The 15,028-nt window shown below is 33.5% G+C and carries 17 protein-coding genes; 12 read left to right on the top strand and 5 right to left on the bottom strand.

Annotation, left to right across the window (positions count from 1 at the left end; all coding sequences use genetic code 11):
* The first annotated feature begins 70 nt into the window (after window positions 1-70).
* From EUC40_RS17375 to EUC40_RS17355, 5 genes are all read left to right on the top strand, one after another.
* Complete coding sequence (locus tag EUC40_RS17375) at window positions 71-469, top strand: DUF3942 family protein (protein WP_156576135.1); 399 nt, start codon at window positions 71-73, stop codon at window positions 467-469.
* Between the two features lie 107 nt (window positions 470-576).
* A complete protein-coding gene (locus EUC40_RS17370; protein WP_151625925.1) occupies window positions 577-993 on the top strand; it encodes a BlaI/MecI/CopY family transcriptional regulator in 417 nt (138 codons plus the stop codon).
* 1 nt (window position 994) lies between these two features.
* Complete coding sequence (locus EUC40_RS17365; RefSeq protein WP_156576134.1) at window positions 995-1,807, top strand: M56 family metallopeptidase; 813 nt, start codon at window positions 995-997, stop codon at window positions 1,805-1,807.
* Window positions 1,808-1,861: 54 nt separating this feature from the next.
* Window positions 1,862-2,416, top strand: a complete 555-nt coding sequence (locus EUC40_RS17360) for a TlpA family protein disulfide reductase (protein WP_151625929.1) — start codon at window positions 1,862-1,864, stop codon at window positions 2,414-2,416.
* Between the two features lie 17 nt (window positions 2,417-2,433).
* The gene (locus tag EUC40_RS17355) at window positions 2,434-3,114 is read left to right on the top strand and encodes a prolipoprotein diacylglyceryl transferase family protein (RefSeq protein ID WP_156576959.1); all 681 of its coding nucleotides are present in this window, start codon (window positions 2,434-2,436) and stop codon (window positions 3,112-3,114) included.
* 45 nt (window positions 3,115-3,159) lie between these two features.
* Here the strand turns inward: EUC40_RS17355 and EUC40_RS17350 are convergent, their stop codons facing one another.
* Complete coding sequence (locus tag EUC40_RS17350) at window positions 3,160-3,705, bottom strand: helix-turn-helix domain-containing protein (protein WP_071712359.1); 546 nt, start codon at window positions 3,703-3,705, stop codon at window positions 3,160-3,162.
* A 148-nt stretch (window positions 3,706-3,853) separates the two neighbouring features.
* On the opposite strand from EUC40_RS17350, the gene EUC40_RS17345 reads away from it, so the two are divergent.
* Both EUC40_RS17345 and EUC40_RS17340 read left to right on the top strand, forming a co-directional pair.
* Window positions 3,854-5,176, top strand: coding sequence for a D-serine ammonia-lyase (locus EUC40_RS17345; protein ID WP_156576133.1), 1,323 nt, complete (start codon window positions 3,854-3,856; stop codon window positions 5,174-5,176).
* Window positions 5,177-5,339: 163 nt separating this feature from the next.
* Complete coding sequence (locus tag EUC40_RS17340) at window positions 5,340-6,587, top strand: DUF445 domain-containing protein (protein ID WP_156576132.1); 1,248 nt, start codon at window positions 5,340-5,342, stop codon at window positions 6,585-6,587.
* Between the two features lie 30 nt (window positions 6,588-6,617).
* On the opposite strand, the gene exsE is transcribed toward EUC40_RS17340, so the two are convergent.
* The 4 genes from exsE to EUC40_RS17320 are packed head-to-tail and all read right to left on the bottom strand — an operon-like array spanning window position 6,618 to window position 9,562.
* Complete coding sequence (gene exsE, locus EUC40_RS17335; RefSeq protein ID WP_156576131.1) at window positions 6,618-7,580, bottom strand: exosporium protein ExsE; 963 nt, start codon at window positions 7,578-7,580, stop codon at window positions 6,618-6,620.
* Window positions 7,577-8,647 carry a hypothetical protein gene (locus tag EUC40_RS17330; protein WP_156576130.1) on the bottom strand — a complete coding sequence of 357 codons (1,071 nt, stop codon included), beginning with the start codon at window positions 8,645-8,647 and terminating at the stop codon, window positions 7,577-7,579. Before EUC40_RS17330 ends, exsE begins: the two co-directional genes overlap by 4 nt.
* On the bottom strand, window positions 8,640-9,083 hold the full coding sequence (locus EUC40_RS17325) for a hypothetical protein (protein ID WP_156576129.1): 444 nt from the start codon (window positions 9,081-9,083) through the stop codon (window positions 8,640-8,642). Before EUC40_RS17325 ends, EUC40_RS17330 begins: the two co-directional genes overlap by 8 nt.
* Window positions 9,080-9,562, bottom strand: coding sequence for an RNA polymerase sigma factor (locus EUC40_RS17320; RefSeq protein ID WP_242660477.1), 483 nt, complete (start codon window positions 9,560-9,562; stop codon window positions 9,080-9,082). Before EUC40_RS17320 ends, EUC40_RS17325 begins: the two co-directional genes overlap by 4 nt.
* Window positions 9,563-9,843: 281 nt before the next feature.
* On the opposite strand from EUC40_RS17320, the gene EUC40_RS17315 reads away from it, so the two are divergent.
* From EUC40_RS17315 to EUC40_RS17295, 5 genes are all read left to right on the top strand, one after another.
* A complete protein-coding gene (locus tag EUC40_RS17315; RefSeq protein ID WP_071712612.1) occupies window positions 9,844-10,482 on the top strand; it encodes a response regulator transcription factor in 639 nt (212 codons plus the stop codon).
* Window positions 10,483-10,486: 4 nt separating this feature from the next.
* Window positions 10,487-11,587: a sensor histidine kinase gene (locus EUC40_RS17310; RefSeq protein ID WP_156576128.1), complete on the top strand. Its 1,101-nt coding sequence runs from the start codon at window positions 10,487-10,489 to the stop codon at window positions 11,585-11,587.
* Window positions 11,588-11,724: 137 nt separating this feature from the next.
* Window positions 11,725-12,663, top strand: coding sequence for an ABC transporter ATP-binding protein (locus EUC40_RS17305; protein WP_156576127.1), 939 nt, complete (start codon window positions 11,725-11,727; stop codon window positions 12,661-12,663).
* A 37-nt stretch (window positions 12,664-12,700) separates the two neighbouring features.
* Window positions 12,701-13,810, top strand: coding sequence for an ABC transporter permease (locus EUC40_RS17300; protein WP_156576126.1), 1,110 nt, complete (start codon window positions 12,701-12,703; stop codon window positions 13,808-13,810).
* 1 nt (window position 13,811) lies between these two features.
* On the top strand, window positions 13,812-14,957 hold the full coding sequence (locus EUC40_RS17295) for an ABC transporter permease (RefSeq protein WP_156576125.1): 1,146 nt from the start codon (window positions 13,812-13,814) through the stop codon (window positions 14,955-14,957).
* Window positions 14,958-15,028 lie beyond the last annotated feature (71 nt).

Below are 15,028 nucleotides of genomic sequence, written 5' to 3'. Positions count from 1 at the left end.
GTATTACAATATGGTAAAATTATTTAAATATATTTATTTAATATGAAATGAAGTGAGGGAGCGTGAAAGAGTGGATTTCCGATTTGAGTTTGCAGCGAAGGTAAAAGAATATTTGGATGATGAAAGAGATGAAAAAATAATAAAAGATGGACACAGAGATATCATTTTTCGATATTTATATCCGTTAGAGAGTGAGATTGGCATTTTTAAAAATCCTAACTTTACTTTTTTTGCATCAGGAAGACGTTCACATATAGTATTAGAAAATATTGAATTTAAAACAGAAGTAAACGTAGAAAGTAATATAATTGAAATTACAAAAATAGTGGATAATGTGGTTATTCCGTTAGATACTATCGTAGCGAGAGATAAGGAATTATTTGCACTTGGGCGCAATGAAAAGTTTAGTGCGCAAATATTAGAGTATTATCTCTTTGATACATTTGGAGAGAAGTTAGGTTTACAATGAGTGGAATGGAATCCATATTCATAATTAGTGGATATTCGGTTGTATTATTCAAGTTTGACCTTTCATTTAATTTATACTACAATTCGTAGTGTGAAAGGAGCTTCACTATGTTTACTCAAAACTATAAGTTAAATGAGCAAGGCTTAAATCACTTCTTTGGACCGCTTGAAGCGAAAATTATGGAGATTGTTTGGTCTACTGAAGGTATTACCATTAAAGAAGTGCAGCAGAAATTAAGTGAAGAATCACCGGTGAATTTTAATACTGTTATGACAGTTATGAACAGGTTAGTAGAGAAGTTCCACTTAGAAAAACAGACTGTGAAAAGAAGTGGCATATATCGTGCAGTACAAACAAAAGAAGAATTCTTATCCAATCAAACGAAGAAAATGACACAGGAATTAATGGGGGAATTTGGAGATTTAGTTGTAAATCATATGCTAGATGAGTTAGAGCAGGCTGATCCGACTTTAATCAAAAAATTAGAAGACAAATTGAGCCAATTAAAAAAAGAGGATCGATAAAATGAAATGGCAAACGCGTAAAATCGTATTGTTAGCAGTAATTGTAAGTACTCTCTTTTTCAGCATGTTAGTGTATTACGTTACATATCCATTTCTTTTTCAAAATAAGGCGTTCTTTCTTTCGAAATTTTGCTTGTTTCAGTTAGAAAAGCATATGAAAGAATTATCGCTCATTCGTATTATAATAGCTGGATTGTTATTACTTACTGTACTGATCGTGTGCAAAAGACTTTGGCGGCAATTTTTCTATAGTAAAAAATTGCAAAAAGTACTGTTCCCTTTCATTAGAAAAGGAAAACAAATATATATATTGCCGACTACGAAAGTAGCAGCATTTACAATTGGGATATTTCGTCCGAAAGTTGTCCTGTCAGAAGGGATGCTTCAAACGTTTTCAGAGGAAGAGATTGATGCGATTGTATTCCATGAAGAATATCATCAAAACAATCGAGATCCGCTAAAATTATTTTGCTTTACGTTGTTAGCAGAGGGCATGATATACATCCCGATATTAAAAGGGCTACTACAACGATATGAGGCGTATCAAGAGTTAGCAGCAGATAAATATGCGATGCAAAAAATGAAATCTTCATTCGAGTTAGGTAGTGCGTTATTAAAATTAATGAAAATAAAGACAGTGGAAAATCAATGTGTTACAGCCTCATTTGCAAAAACAGCAATCAATTTACGAATTGAGCAAGTGTTAAATGAAAAAGTTGTTAAGCTTAATATGCCGTTACATACGAATTCGGTATATGTAACATTATGTTTATTCTGTCTATCGATTGTACTTATTGTGGGAGAGTGCATATAGCCTCTTTTTTTAAGAATTAACACTACTTTATGTAGTGCGATTGGAGGAAGAAAAGTGAAGAAGCTAATTGCTATTATACTAGTAGGAGCGCTCGTTTGGGCGGGAGTCAACTTTTATAATTCAAAGAAAGAAGAAAAAGAAAGAAAAGCGAAACAAGCAGAATTACAAGAGAAAGAAATATTACCACAAGTAGGATTTAAAGCACCGAATATAACATTGAAAGGGTTAGATGGAAAGTTGTATTCGTTAAATGATGCAAAGGGAAAACCATACGTGATTAATTTCTGGGCGTCATGGTGTGGACCGTGTGAAATGGAAGCGCCTGACTTAGTTCATTTTTATGACAAATATAAAAAGGATATTGAAATCTTTGCAGTAAATGCAACTGTAAGTGACCCGGTACAAGAAGCAAGCGCATTTGCGGATCGCCATGGATTTGAGTTTCCTGTTTTATTAGATATGGATGGAGTAGCTGGATTAGATTATAAAGTATTCTCTTTACCAACGACATTTTTTGTTAATAAAGATGGCATTATAGTAGAACATGTACGAGGTGTATTACCTCCAGATCAATTAGAAGAGAAATTTAAGAAATTAATTGAGAATTAAGAGGGGATTACGTAGTGATGGAGTGGATCATGAGGTTACAACCCGTATCTCTTATAATTGGAAGTTTAATTGGATTTATGTTGATGAAACGAAAGATGATGCACCAAAGTGTGTCATATGAAAAACTTATGGATGCAGTAACAAATGCATTCCTTATCATCGTATTTGTATGGAAATTTGCACCGGCCATTTTAAATCCTGTATGGGCTTTTAGGTCGCCGGTGCAAGCGTTAGTAGCTGTAGGTAGTATGCAGCATATTATGGTAGGATGCATACTAGCGAGTGTATACATTGTTTGGAAAAGTAAAAAGGATCAATTTTCACTTCGTATTTTATTTGATGCATTGCCTTTTGGGTTGTGTATGAGTATTATCTTTTATTTTCTATTCCACCGAGAAGTAGGTGCACAAACGACACTACCTTGGGGAATGAAAATATATGAATCTAAATTTTTATACCATCCTATTTTCATATATGAGATCATACTCGCTCTTTGTATAATTAGTTGGTTATGGCTAAAAAATGAAAGATTAGGAAATGGAAAGAATATAAGTACTTTTTTTATCTTTGAGGGAATTGCACACGTTATAATTTCGCTAATTAGTGAACAAAATGCAGTTTTATTTGGCCTATCCATACAGCAAATAATGAGTTTTGTTGTTATTAGTTTAGGGATTTTGTTGATACCAAAAAAATAGCCATATACGGAATGTATCCGTACGTGGCTATTTTTATTATATATATTAAAAAATTGGCGGAGTAACAGAAAATAAGACAATCGCATTTTTTTCAAATTGATTTACCCATTTATGCTTTAAATAAGCAGGTATTTTTACACTATCACCAGTTTCTAATATGTATTCTTCTTCATTTAGGTGCAATGTAATGGTTCCATCCAATACGAAGGCCAATTCTTCTCCTTTATGTTCTAGAACATTTTCTGATGAGGCAGTATCCGGTGGGATAGTCATAATTGCCGTTGCTAAATTTCCTGTGAAATCAGGTGAAAGCATTTCATATGATAAATTATCGATAATCATTTTCTTACGTTTATGTGAGCGTACGATTAAATCATCTGTATTTGTTTCTTCAAGTAAAAAGCTAAATGTTGGAACATCAAGTGCTTTTGCGAGTACCTTTAACGTTTGAATAGAAGGATTAGCAGAACCACGTTCAATTTGACTTAACATAGATGGTGTAATTTCAGCCATCTTTGCTAGTTCTTTACTAGTTAAACCTTTTTCTTTTCTTTGCTTTTCAATCTTTTTACCAATATCTATATTTTCCATAAAACATTCTCCTTTATAATTGTTAAATTATATTTAAATAAATTAAATTAAAATTAACCAAAACTGTATTTTATGTTAAACTATATTAAAATTAATTTAATTATAATTTATTGTATAGTGAGCTACAAGGATATGAGGAGGAAACGGAATGAAGGAAATAGGGGAATTAAAAGCAGAGTATCCATTAGTTAATAAACTTATTGCAACAGAAGAAGTGTTTTGGATAAACCCGAATATAGAAAAGTATGAAACAGCAATAAAAGCTTCACCACTTAATGAAGAAAATGTAAAAGATGCGGAAGAGAGATTAAAGCGTTTTGCACCATATATTGCGAAAGTTTTTCCTGAAACGAAAGAAAAAAACGGCATTATTGAATCACCTTTAGTGAAAATACCTACTATGAAACAATCTTTAGAGAAAAGATATGAGAAGCCTGTACTAGGAGAACTATTATTAAAATGTGATAGTCACCTTCCAATATCAGGTTCAATAAAAGCTAGAGGTGGCATTTATGAAGTGTTGAAACATGCTGAGCAATTAGCATTGCAACATGGAATATTAACAGAAGAAGATGATTACTCCATTTTAGATAGTGATACATGTAGAGAGTTTTTTGCAACATATTCTATTGCAGTAGGTTCGACAGGTAACTTAGGTCTAAGCATCGGGATTATGAGTGCGAAACTAGGCTTTAATGTGACTGTTCATATGTCAGCAGACGCGAAACAATGGAAAAAAGATTTATTAAGAAGTAAAGGTGTAAACGTTATTGAATATGAGGCTGATTATAGTAAAGCAGTAGAGGAAGGAAGAAGGCAAGCGGATGCTGATCCTAGCTGTTATTTTGTCGATGATGAAAACTCCCATGATTTATTTTTAGGATATGCCGTCGCAGCATCACGTTTACAAAAGCAATTAGAAGAGTTAAAGATTATAGTAGATGAAGAACATCCTTTATTCGTTTACCTTCCTTGCGGAGTAGGGGGCGGACCTGGCGGAGTAGCATTTGGTTTAAAGCTCTTGTTTAAAGACAACGTACATTGCTTCTTTGCAGAGCCGACACATTCACCATGTATGCTACTCGGATTAATGACAGGACTTCATGATAAAATAGCTGTCCAAGATATCGGGATTGATAATGAAACAGATGCGGACGGACTTGCGGTAGGAAGACCATCAGGATTTGTTGGGAAAACGATGGAACCATTTTTGAGTGGAAATTATACAGTAAGTGATGAAGAGTTATATAAGTTGTTAAAAGAACTTGCGGATACGGAAAATATTTATTTAGAGCCGTCTGCACTAGCGGGTATGATAGGGCCAGTGAAGTTATGTAAAGAAGATGAGTATTTACAAAAGCAACAGTTAACAGAGAAGATGAAGACTGGTACTCATATTGTATGGGGAACTGGCGGTAGTATGGTTCCGAAAGATGTAATGAATGGATATTATAAGAAAGGTTCGGAATAAGCACCGATAAGAAAAATGAGGCTAATTGTAGCCTCATTTTTTCATGTACATAAAAATCTTTGTTATTTTCATAATAGTTCTTTATAGTATATATAAAGGATAACTAATATTGAATAAATACAACAAAAAGCTTTATTTTACATAATAAGAGGATGTGTATACGATGTCATTACAGACTAAATATATAGCGGGTATTTCACTTGGGGTTATGGGAGTAGGCTTTGCAGCTTCAATCCCTTTTCAAGGAACGATAGCTGGAGAGATTATTCAAGGAGGATTTGAGGCTGGATTAGTTGGCGGACTTGCAGATTGGTTCGCAGTTACAGCCTTATTCCGTCACCCGATGGGAATTCCAATTCCGCATACAGCTTTGTTACCTAAAAACCGTAAACGAGTAACGAAAGGACTCATCAATACGTTAGAAAATGAATGGCTAACGAAAGAAAGTATTACGAATAAAGTAAAAGAAATGCAGCTAGCGCAAATGGTGCTGCAAATTGCTGAGAGAGAAATGCAGTCTGATGCTGTGAAAAAAGGGATTGTAACGATTGCGGAGAAAGCGATTGTTACAATAGATACGGAAAAGTTAGCTGTTATTATTGAAAAAGAATTAAAAACGTATTTGCATACAATTAATACAAGTAACATCTTACAAGTGCTTGTTAATCAATTAGTTGTGCAAGAATATGATGAGAAGACACTGGATTACATATTAATAAAGGTGAAAGATTGGACAGCGCAAGATGAAGCTCGTTATCAGCTTGGAAGCTTAGGAATGAAGGCGATGGAAAATATAAAAGTAGATGGATTCTTGCAGTTTACTTTGAAATCATTTATGAACATTGTAGATGAAGATAAAATTGGTGGCATTTTGCAGAAGTTTATCATTAGCAATATTAACAGCTTACAAGATGCTGATAATAGCACAAGACAACTTATTTTAACAAAAATTCGTCAAGAAATTATAAATGTAAAAGAAAATGAAGCTTTACTACAGGAATTAGAAAATTGGAAAGAAAAATGGATTGCCAATTGGGATGCTACTGACAAAATTAAAGAGATGCTGGAGCAAGTACAACAAAGGGCAATTACTTTTGTGAAAAATGAAGAATTTACGGATAAGTATGTTATTCCATTTTTACAAACACAAATGAATAAAATAAAAGAAGATGAACAAACTGTTCAAAAAATAGAGGAGTGGTTACAAAAGCAAGTTGTTACACTCGTTGAAAAGAATCATTCGAAAATCGGAAAGCTTGTGCAAGAAAACCTTGATAAGTTAGATGATAAAACGTTAATCGAAATGATTGAAAATAATGTCGGCAAAGATTTGCAATGGATCCGTGTGAACGGGGCTGTTTGCGGATTTATGATTGGATTAGTGTTAGAGGGAATTAAAGCGATTATATAAGAAAAACCTTCCACAATTGTGGAAGGTTTTTTATTTTTCGATAACACTCATGTTTAAATTGTAAGCTTTCTCAATGTTTAACTTGTACGTCCCATTTCCAGTTTTAATCGAATTTTTATACCAATGTTCCTGCTTGTCTAATTCTGGATTTTCTTCTGAAGAATTATTTTCTTTTTTCGTTAAATCTTCTACTTGTTCCCAAGGTGTGTTTCCGTATGCTTCTTTTTGATTTGTTACTGCTGTTAGAGATACGTCACTTTCTTTCATTAAATGAACAGATACACCTGAGCTTTCTTGTACAAACCAATTGTTTTGTAATTGACCTGGATAAAGAGAAAGATCTCGATTAGAAGCACGAATTTCTACATGTTTCGTTTGTGGTAGTACAAGCGTCGGCTTTACGCGTGGTTCGTGACCAAACATTCTTTGATGAAACGGTAACGCCTTTAATGTTATATACATTGTTTCTCCAGTCGTTTGAACTGAAAGAAAATCTTCTTGCTTTAAATTTGGTTTTTCATTTCCTTTTGTCGTCATTTCGTATGTTCCAAGAAGGCTAACTTCATTTGAGTTTCTTCCGTCTATCGTTAGAGGATGGTTATCTGTACCTGCATCGACTACAATTTTATTGATAGATTCAGGAATGTTAAGTTTACTTTCTGGAATCGTGTTTGTTTGTCTAGTTGTATTAATGGCGTAACGAACTTCTTCTAGCAATCCAGTTGATAGTAAACAGTAAAAAGCAATTCCAACGCTTCCTAAAACGCCGATAAAGAAAATACTGAAAATATCATATTTAATAAATGATTGTTCCTTCTTAGAAAATAGAAGGTATAGTAAAATTTCCACGCCAAGTATAATAAGTAAAACAGGCCACCATGCTGTTAAAGAATCTAATGCTTGAGTGCCTTTTATAACTGAAAATAGTAAGAAGCAACCTAATGCAATAATAGAAAGCCCCATTGAGAATGTTCCAACACGCCATGTTCTCATTCGTTTGTCCCACCTTTGTTTTCTTTATTTCCAAGTAACAATTTAAAGCCGCCACCAATTAAGAGGAGTGCAACGATAGAGGTTTGGAAATAGCGATAATATAGTTCGCTAAGGTGAATATTAAATATAGTTGCAACATAATCATTCAAAATAGGAAGGACTGTTTGATCTAATAAATAATAACCACCGAGTGTAATTAATCCGATACCGATCCATCTTTGATGATTTATGAAATAATCAATAATAGGTTCGTCATGTACGCGTTCTTTTCCGTATTTTGCAGTTTGTTGTAACGCATCAAAAAAGCTATAAAACCAAATGATTGGTACTAAAAATAAAAATGCAGAAAGCCTTAATAAGTCAAGTAAGTATATTGAAAGTAAAAAGGCTGCCATAAGCTGAAGACCACGACGTTGTAAGCCTAAATACATATGTCCTGCTCCAGGAAACATTGCTAAAATAGAAGCGAATGTTTTATTTTTCTTTCCTTGTTCACGGTGCTCTTCAAACTCTTCGAAAATAGTACGATCATCTAGCTGCTCACCACGTTCTTTTTTCTGGAGTTGTTGAACAACATCGAAGAAATTATAAATCCATAAAACAGGTAACGTAACAAGGAAGATAAGGAAACTCCCTTGAGATGTTAAGAGTGAAACGAATATAATCATACTTCCAATCCCTGTACAAGCTACTAAAAATGTAAGTCCACGTTGCATAAGCCCTAATTGGAAATGACCAAGTCCTGGGATGATCGATAGGAGAATGATATAAAAACGTTCGCTCTCTTTAGAGGACTCTGTAAATTCTCCGGTTGCTTGTTTTTTCGATTGATTTACAATTGTGATAACTAAATCTAATAAGTTGACCACCCATAACACAGCTAGTAAAAATAGAGAAAGGAAGGCAAGTTCGCGCGCTATTAATTCTACTACGCAAAAAACTGCAAAAGAAAATAGTAATAAAGCTCCTCCACTATATAAAATAAACCGTCCTAGCTTTTTTAAATATAAATGTCCAAGCCCGGGAATTAGCCCTAATACAAGTGCTAAAAAGGGATTTTTATTCATGATTTGAACCTCCGTCCTGTTTTGATGTATGCGCTGCTTTGTTTACAATTTGTTGTGAAATAGAAGTTTCATTTTCTTTGGAAGATTTCTCAAAATTTGATGTCGCTGTGAAAATATATTGGAATAAACCGCTTGCCATGAAAATAATGGTAGCCGCAGTCGCAATTATGTAATGAATAATCGTGCGCTTTAGTGAGTTTGTTTTTATAGTTTCATTAGGTTGTAGCGTTTCAAAATTTATTTGCGTCATAACTTCGTTTGTAAATGAATCATCATTTATCATTGGAAGGTTTTCATGTTGCTCATCAATACTTTCCATATAAAGTGCTAAACAATGATCACATTCATAAAGGTGTTCTTCCATAGATTCACGTTCATTGTTTGCTATAGTATCTAATGTATAATTGCTCCAATCTTCTTTTGAATAATGCATCATAGAAACTCTTCCTCCTTCCAATGTTTTTTAATCCATTTTCTTGCCCGATACAGTTTCATTTCGACTGTTTTTACTTCAATGTTTTTCTGTAAGGCAATTTCTTGATAGCTTTTTTCTTCTAAGTAATGTGCGAGAACGACGTCACGGTAATTTTCCGGAAGTTCTCTCAGCTTTTGAGCAATAAGTAATTTTTGCTCTTTCGTCAATAGTAAATCCTCAATATTATGAGAGGATTTTATATTTCCCTCAGTTTCTTTACATAAGGAGAGTTCTTCGTTTTCTCTAGCTTTCTTTCTCTTATAATCAATAGCGTGATTGGTGGCAATACGCGCCATCCACGTTTTTAATCCGCGAAATTGATAATTTGGGAGAGAGGTGTGAATTTTTACGAATACTTCTTGTGTAACATCTTTCGCATCTTCTTCATGTCTTACAATAGAAAAGATAACTTGGAAAATATAATGACGATATGTTTGCACAAGGATACGAAAAGCATGTTCGCTTCCTTGCTGTGCTTTTTCAATTAATTGTTTTTCCTCAATGGGTCTCTCCCTCCTTTTTGACGCATTCTATTATATAGACGTAAGAAATGACCGGTCACCCTACACATGTTGTAAAAAAAGAATAATATATTTTTGGCAGGGAGGCTATATGAAAAAGGTGTGAAAAAATGGTAGAGAGAAGTATATAATGAGCAAGTAGGAAATGTTACGAGGAGAAAGGATGTGAATGTTAGTAGGAAAGATCCATACTAACAAACATGAAAATTAAAATATTAATAGCAGATGATAATTCTTTTATTAGAGAAGGCATGAAAATTATTTTAAATACATATGAAGAGTTCGAAGTGGTAGATACAGTAAATGATGGGAAAGAAGCGGTGGAATATTGCAAAAAGAACGACGTTGATATCGCTCTTTTAGATGTTCGTATGCCGAATATGAATGGGGTAGAGGCAACGAAGTTCATTTGTGAAGAGACGAAAACGAAACCACTTATTTTAACGACGTTCGATGATGATGAATATATTTTGGACGCAGTAAAAAACGGAGCGAAAGGTTATTTATTAAAAAATAATGACCCAGAGCGTATTCGTGATGCAATAAAAGGAGTATATAACGGCCAAACTGTTATGCAAGATGTTGTTCTTGATAAAATTAAGTGTAATTTAGTGGAAAGTAAAGGAGAAGAGTCTAAAATAGACAAGAGTCTTTTTACTGAAAGAGAGCTTAGTATTATCGCATTAATTGCAAAAGGGTTTTCGAACAAAGAAATTTCGAAGCAACTTTTCATATCAGAAGGAACAATTGCAAATTATATTACATCTATTTTAGGGAAAACTGGACTAGAGCATCGCACACAAATTGCGATTTATTACTTAACAGGGAAAGTAGATTAAAGATATGGAATTTTGGTTAATTGTAAGTAAATTAATTGTCTTTATATATATTGTGTTTAGTTACATTTATTTAAATGTTGCGAACTTACCATGGATTATACTTACTTTACTTGTATATCTTTCTGTAAACGTGCTAATTTCTATATGTAAAAAAGATACGTACAAAAGCATATTAACTTCTGTGTCAATTGGTGTAGTTATGTTATTTACATGGAAAATTCATCCGTTTTTTATTTTGTTTTTACCATTGAACTTATATGAAATTACATTTCGTTATATAGAGAAGAAATGGCAGCTCTTTATCATTATGATGATTCCTATTACCTTTACAGATGAAAGTATTCGAATGACATATGGATTAATTGTTGCATTTTCTTTCATCTTATTAACTATGGCAGAACGGTATATATCACGTGTATTAAAGCTTGAATCACAAAATGATAAGATGCGAAAAGATATGCAGCGATTGACGAAAAGTCTAAATGAAAATAAAGAGTACATAAGGCAGTCAGAATACACATTTAAGTTAGAAGAAAGAAATCGGCTATCACAAGAAATTCATGATAAAATTGGTCACTCGATGACAGGTGCACTCATTCAAATGGAAGCAGCGAAGAGATTAATGGACATAGATAAAGAAAAATCTGCGGAGTTATTGCAAAATGCAATTCATATTTCAAAAGAAGGAATTGAAAGCATTCGCATTACGTTAAAAAATATGAAGCCACCAACAGAGCAAATTGGTATACATCGTATGAAATTATTCATAGAGGAATTTGCCGGTAAGCATGATATAAATATTCCTTTCGTATATAAAGGGAATTTAGATATGATTTCGCCGATTCAGTGGAAGATTATCGGTGAAAATGTTACGGAGGCATTAACAAATGCGATGAAATATGCTGATGCGACAGTCATTTCAATCGATATTCATGTGCTTAATAAGATGGTAAAGGTGCAAGTGAAGGATAACGGAAAAGGTGCGACTCTCGTTAAGAAAGGTCTTGGTATTATGGGGATGGAGGAGCGAACAGCGTCTGTAAACGGAAAAATTATTGTAGATGGGACAAGTGGTTTTTCAGTAACGATGCTGTTACCGATATAAGAAAATGGGACGAGGATGAATCATCTCATATGAAAAAAGTGAATATTCTCATGTGAAAAGAATGAACTTCTGCACTGAGCAGGTTCATTCTTTTTGTTTATAATAAACAGCAGAGAAACCGAAATAGGGGTGAAATGATGAATACATTAGAAATTAAAAATTTAACGAAAAAATTTGGTGATTTCATCGCAGTTGATAATATGTCTTTATCTATTAAAGAAGGAGAAATATTTGGCTTTTTAGGATCAAATGGTGCTGGTAAGAGTACGACGATTAATATGATTGCTGGTTTGCTAAGAAGTAATGAAGGTGAAATTAGCATACTAGGAAAAAATATAAAGAAACATAACCGATTTGCGAAAATGAACATCGGCATTGTTCCGCAAGATATTGCGATTTATGAAGAGTTAACTGCTTATGAAAATGTGAAATTCTTTGCTGGGTTGTACGGGTTACGAGGAGCAGAACTGAAAGCGAGAGTAGAAGAAGCACTTCGATTTGTAGGGCTTAGTGATAAACATAAAAGTTATCCGAAAAACTTTTCTGGCGGGATGAAAAGAAGATTGAATATCGCTTGTGCAATCGCGCATAGACCGAAATTGATTATTATGGATGAGCCGACGGTTGGAATTGATCCGCAGTCAAGAAACTACATTCTTCAGTCAGTCCGAAAATTAAATGAAATGGGAAGTACGATTATTTATACGAGTCACTACATGGAAGAGGTAGAAGAGATTTGTACGAAAATAGCGATCGTAGATCACGGTAAAGTGATTGCAGAAGGTACAAAAGAACAGTTAAAAGCGATCATTACCGATACGAAAGACATTTGGATTGAAGTGAAATCTGTAGAAAATCTCGATGTAGAAACATTAAAAGAGATAAGCGGCGTGAAAGCTGTTCAAATCGAAGAGAATGTAATTAAAGTAAATTCTGATGCAGGATTAAACAATTTGAATAAAATTATTCAGCATTTCATTAATCATGATATTGAAATTCGTTCGTTAGAGGAGCAGGCTCCGAACTTAGAAACAGTATTCCTTACATTGACCGGAAGAAACTTACGAGATAAATAAAAGGTAAATGAAGAAAAGGTAAAGGGAGGTTCATCAATTGAACATCTTCAATATTGCAATTATGCATATTAAGAGAGATTTTAGGGACGTAAGAACTTTAGTTTTTATGTTAGCATTTCCGATTGTGCTTATGCTTGTTTTAGGCACAGCGTTAAGTAATGCATTTAATAGCGATAGTCAATCGATTAAGGATATACAAGTGCTATACAAAGATGAAGCGAGTAGCACATTTTCTCAATCATTTGAAGCATTTACGAAAGAAGTTGATAAATCAGGTATTCATTTTAAAAAAGTTTCTGAGGGCATAGATGGGAAAGAAGAAATAAAACAAAATAAATATGCTGCTTATGTAGAATTAAAAAAAGATGGCGCAAAATTGTACGGAAGTGACAAAAGTAGTATTGAGGGAAGTATTGTAGAAGGAATGCTAACAACATTTGTTGATAAGTACAATGTAGTGACCGAAGTTGCAAAAGTAGATCCTAGTAAGGTGAGCACGGTTATTTCAAACGGAAATCATAATGATTATATAAAAGAAACATCTTTACAAGCTGCGAAAAAGCCAGGTTCTATGGATTACTATGCGGTTGTAATGACAACGATGATTGCACTATATGCTGGGATGGGAGCGAGTTCTTTAATTCGAGGAGAACGAATACGTAAAACAGGAGATCGTCTCATTGCCGCGCCTATAAGTAAGGCTGAAATATTCATTGGAAAAGTACTTGGTAGCCTAGTAGCAAATGCCCTTTGCGTATTACTTGTCATGTTATTTAGCAAATTTGTATTTCAAGCGAATTGGGGCGACCATCTTGGAATCATATTTATTATTTTATTAACACAAGTCTTTCTAGCAATTAGCTTCGGTTTAGGGATCGGATATATTACGAAAACAGCTGAATCATCGAGAGCAATTATTCTTGTTGTTATACAGTTAGCTTCTATTTTTGGTGGTGCATACTTTGTAGTAGAAGAAAATTTCGTTACGAATTTATCACCATTAACGTGGGCAAATACGGCTGTCATGAAAATTATTTATGCAAATGATATAGGAGCAGCACTACCAGTCATTTCTTTAAACCTTGGAATATCAGCACTCTTTTTATTAATTGCAATTATTGCATTACGCAGACGGGAGGGGCTATAGTATGAAAGATATTTTATGGCTCATACAAAAAACGTTATCTGTACTTTTGAAAAATAAAAAAGGGTTATTCATTATTATTAGTTTGCCAATAATCGGAACGCTCATCTCTTTTTCGATATACGGAAATGCAGGGCAAGGAACGTTAAATATCGGGATTGTAAATAAAGAAAATGAGCCGATAGCAAATGACACGATAAAGTTTTTAGAAGGATTAAATCATGTGAATGTGAGTAAGGTTAAGGACTCTGAAGTAGAAGATAAACTCACTTCCAAAAAACTTGATGGAGTGATTACATTAGATTCTGGTTTTTCAAAAAGTGTTCGAGAAGGGAAACCAGATCATATTGAAATTTCATCGATTAAAGGTGATCAAGTAACAGGATTTATAAAATCATATTTATACAACTATATTGATAATGTAGCAGCTATTAGTAAAGTGGCAGGAACAGATCAAAGTGCATTTGATAATATGTACGCAGGGTATCAAAAAAGTGCATTTAAAATGAAAACTGAAACGCTAGAAGATACTTCGAAAAATAAAGATATGACAAACCAAACGATGGGTTATCTTATTATGTTTATGTTGTTTTCAGCAGTGAACTTATCAGGATTTATTTTAAAAGAAAAAGAGAATAGAACGTACTTTAGATTATTATCAACACCAATTGACGGAAAGAAATTTATATTATCCAATGTAGCAGTAAATATGATGATATTAACATTGCAAATTGTCATTGCAGTATTATTTATGACGAATGTTTTTCATACAAATATTAATATGCCTTTCATAGTAATGATTGGTGTGCTTATGATATTCGCTTTAGTTGCAATTGGTTTATCATTAGTCATTGTGTCTTTTTCAAAAAGTTCAGCTGCTTCAAATGCAATGCAAAATCTAGTGATAGTACCAACATGTTTGCTTGCTGGATGTTATTTCCCGTACGACATTATGCCAAAAGCTGTACAAAAAGTAGCTGATTTTCTTCCGCAGAGATGGTTGTTAGACACCGTATCAAAACTACAACAAGGAATCCCGTTCTCGGAGTTGTATTTAAACATTTTAATTTTATTTGCCTTTGCCATTGCGTTCTTCTTAATTGCTATTTATAAGTTTGGAAGAAATAATGATGCGAGGAACTTTGTTTAATATAAAAAGGGTGTGACGTTAAGTCACATCCTTTTTTGTATGAAGCATGAAATCTAAATTTGAATGACAAA

The sequence above is a fragment of the Bacillus luti genome (assembly GCF_009739945.1).
Taxonomy (GTDB): Bacteria; Bacillota; Bacilli; order Bacillales; family Bacillaceae_G; genus Bacillus_A; species Bacillus_A luti.
This window is presented reverse-complemented; position numbering and strand designations above follow the sequence as displayed.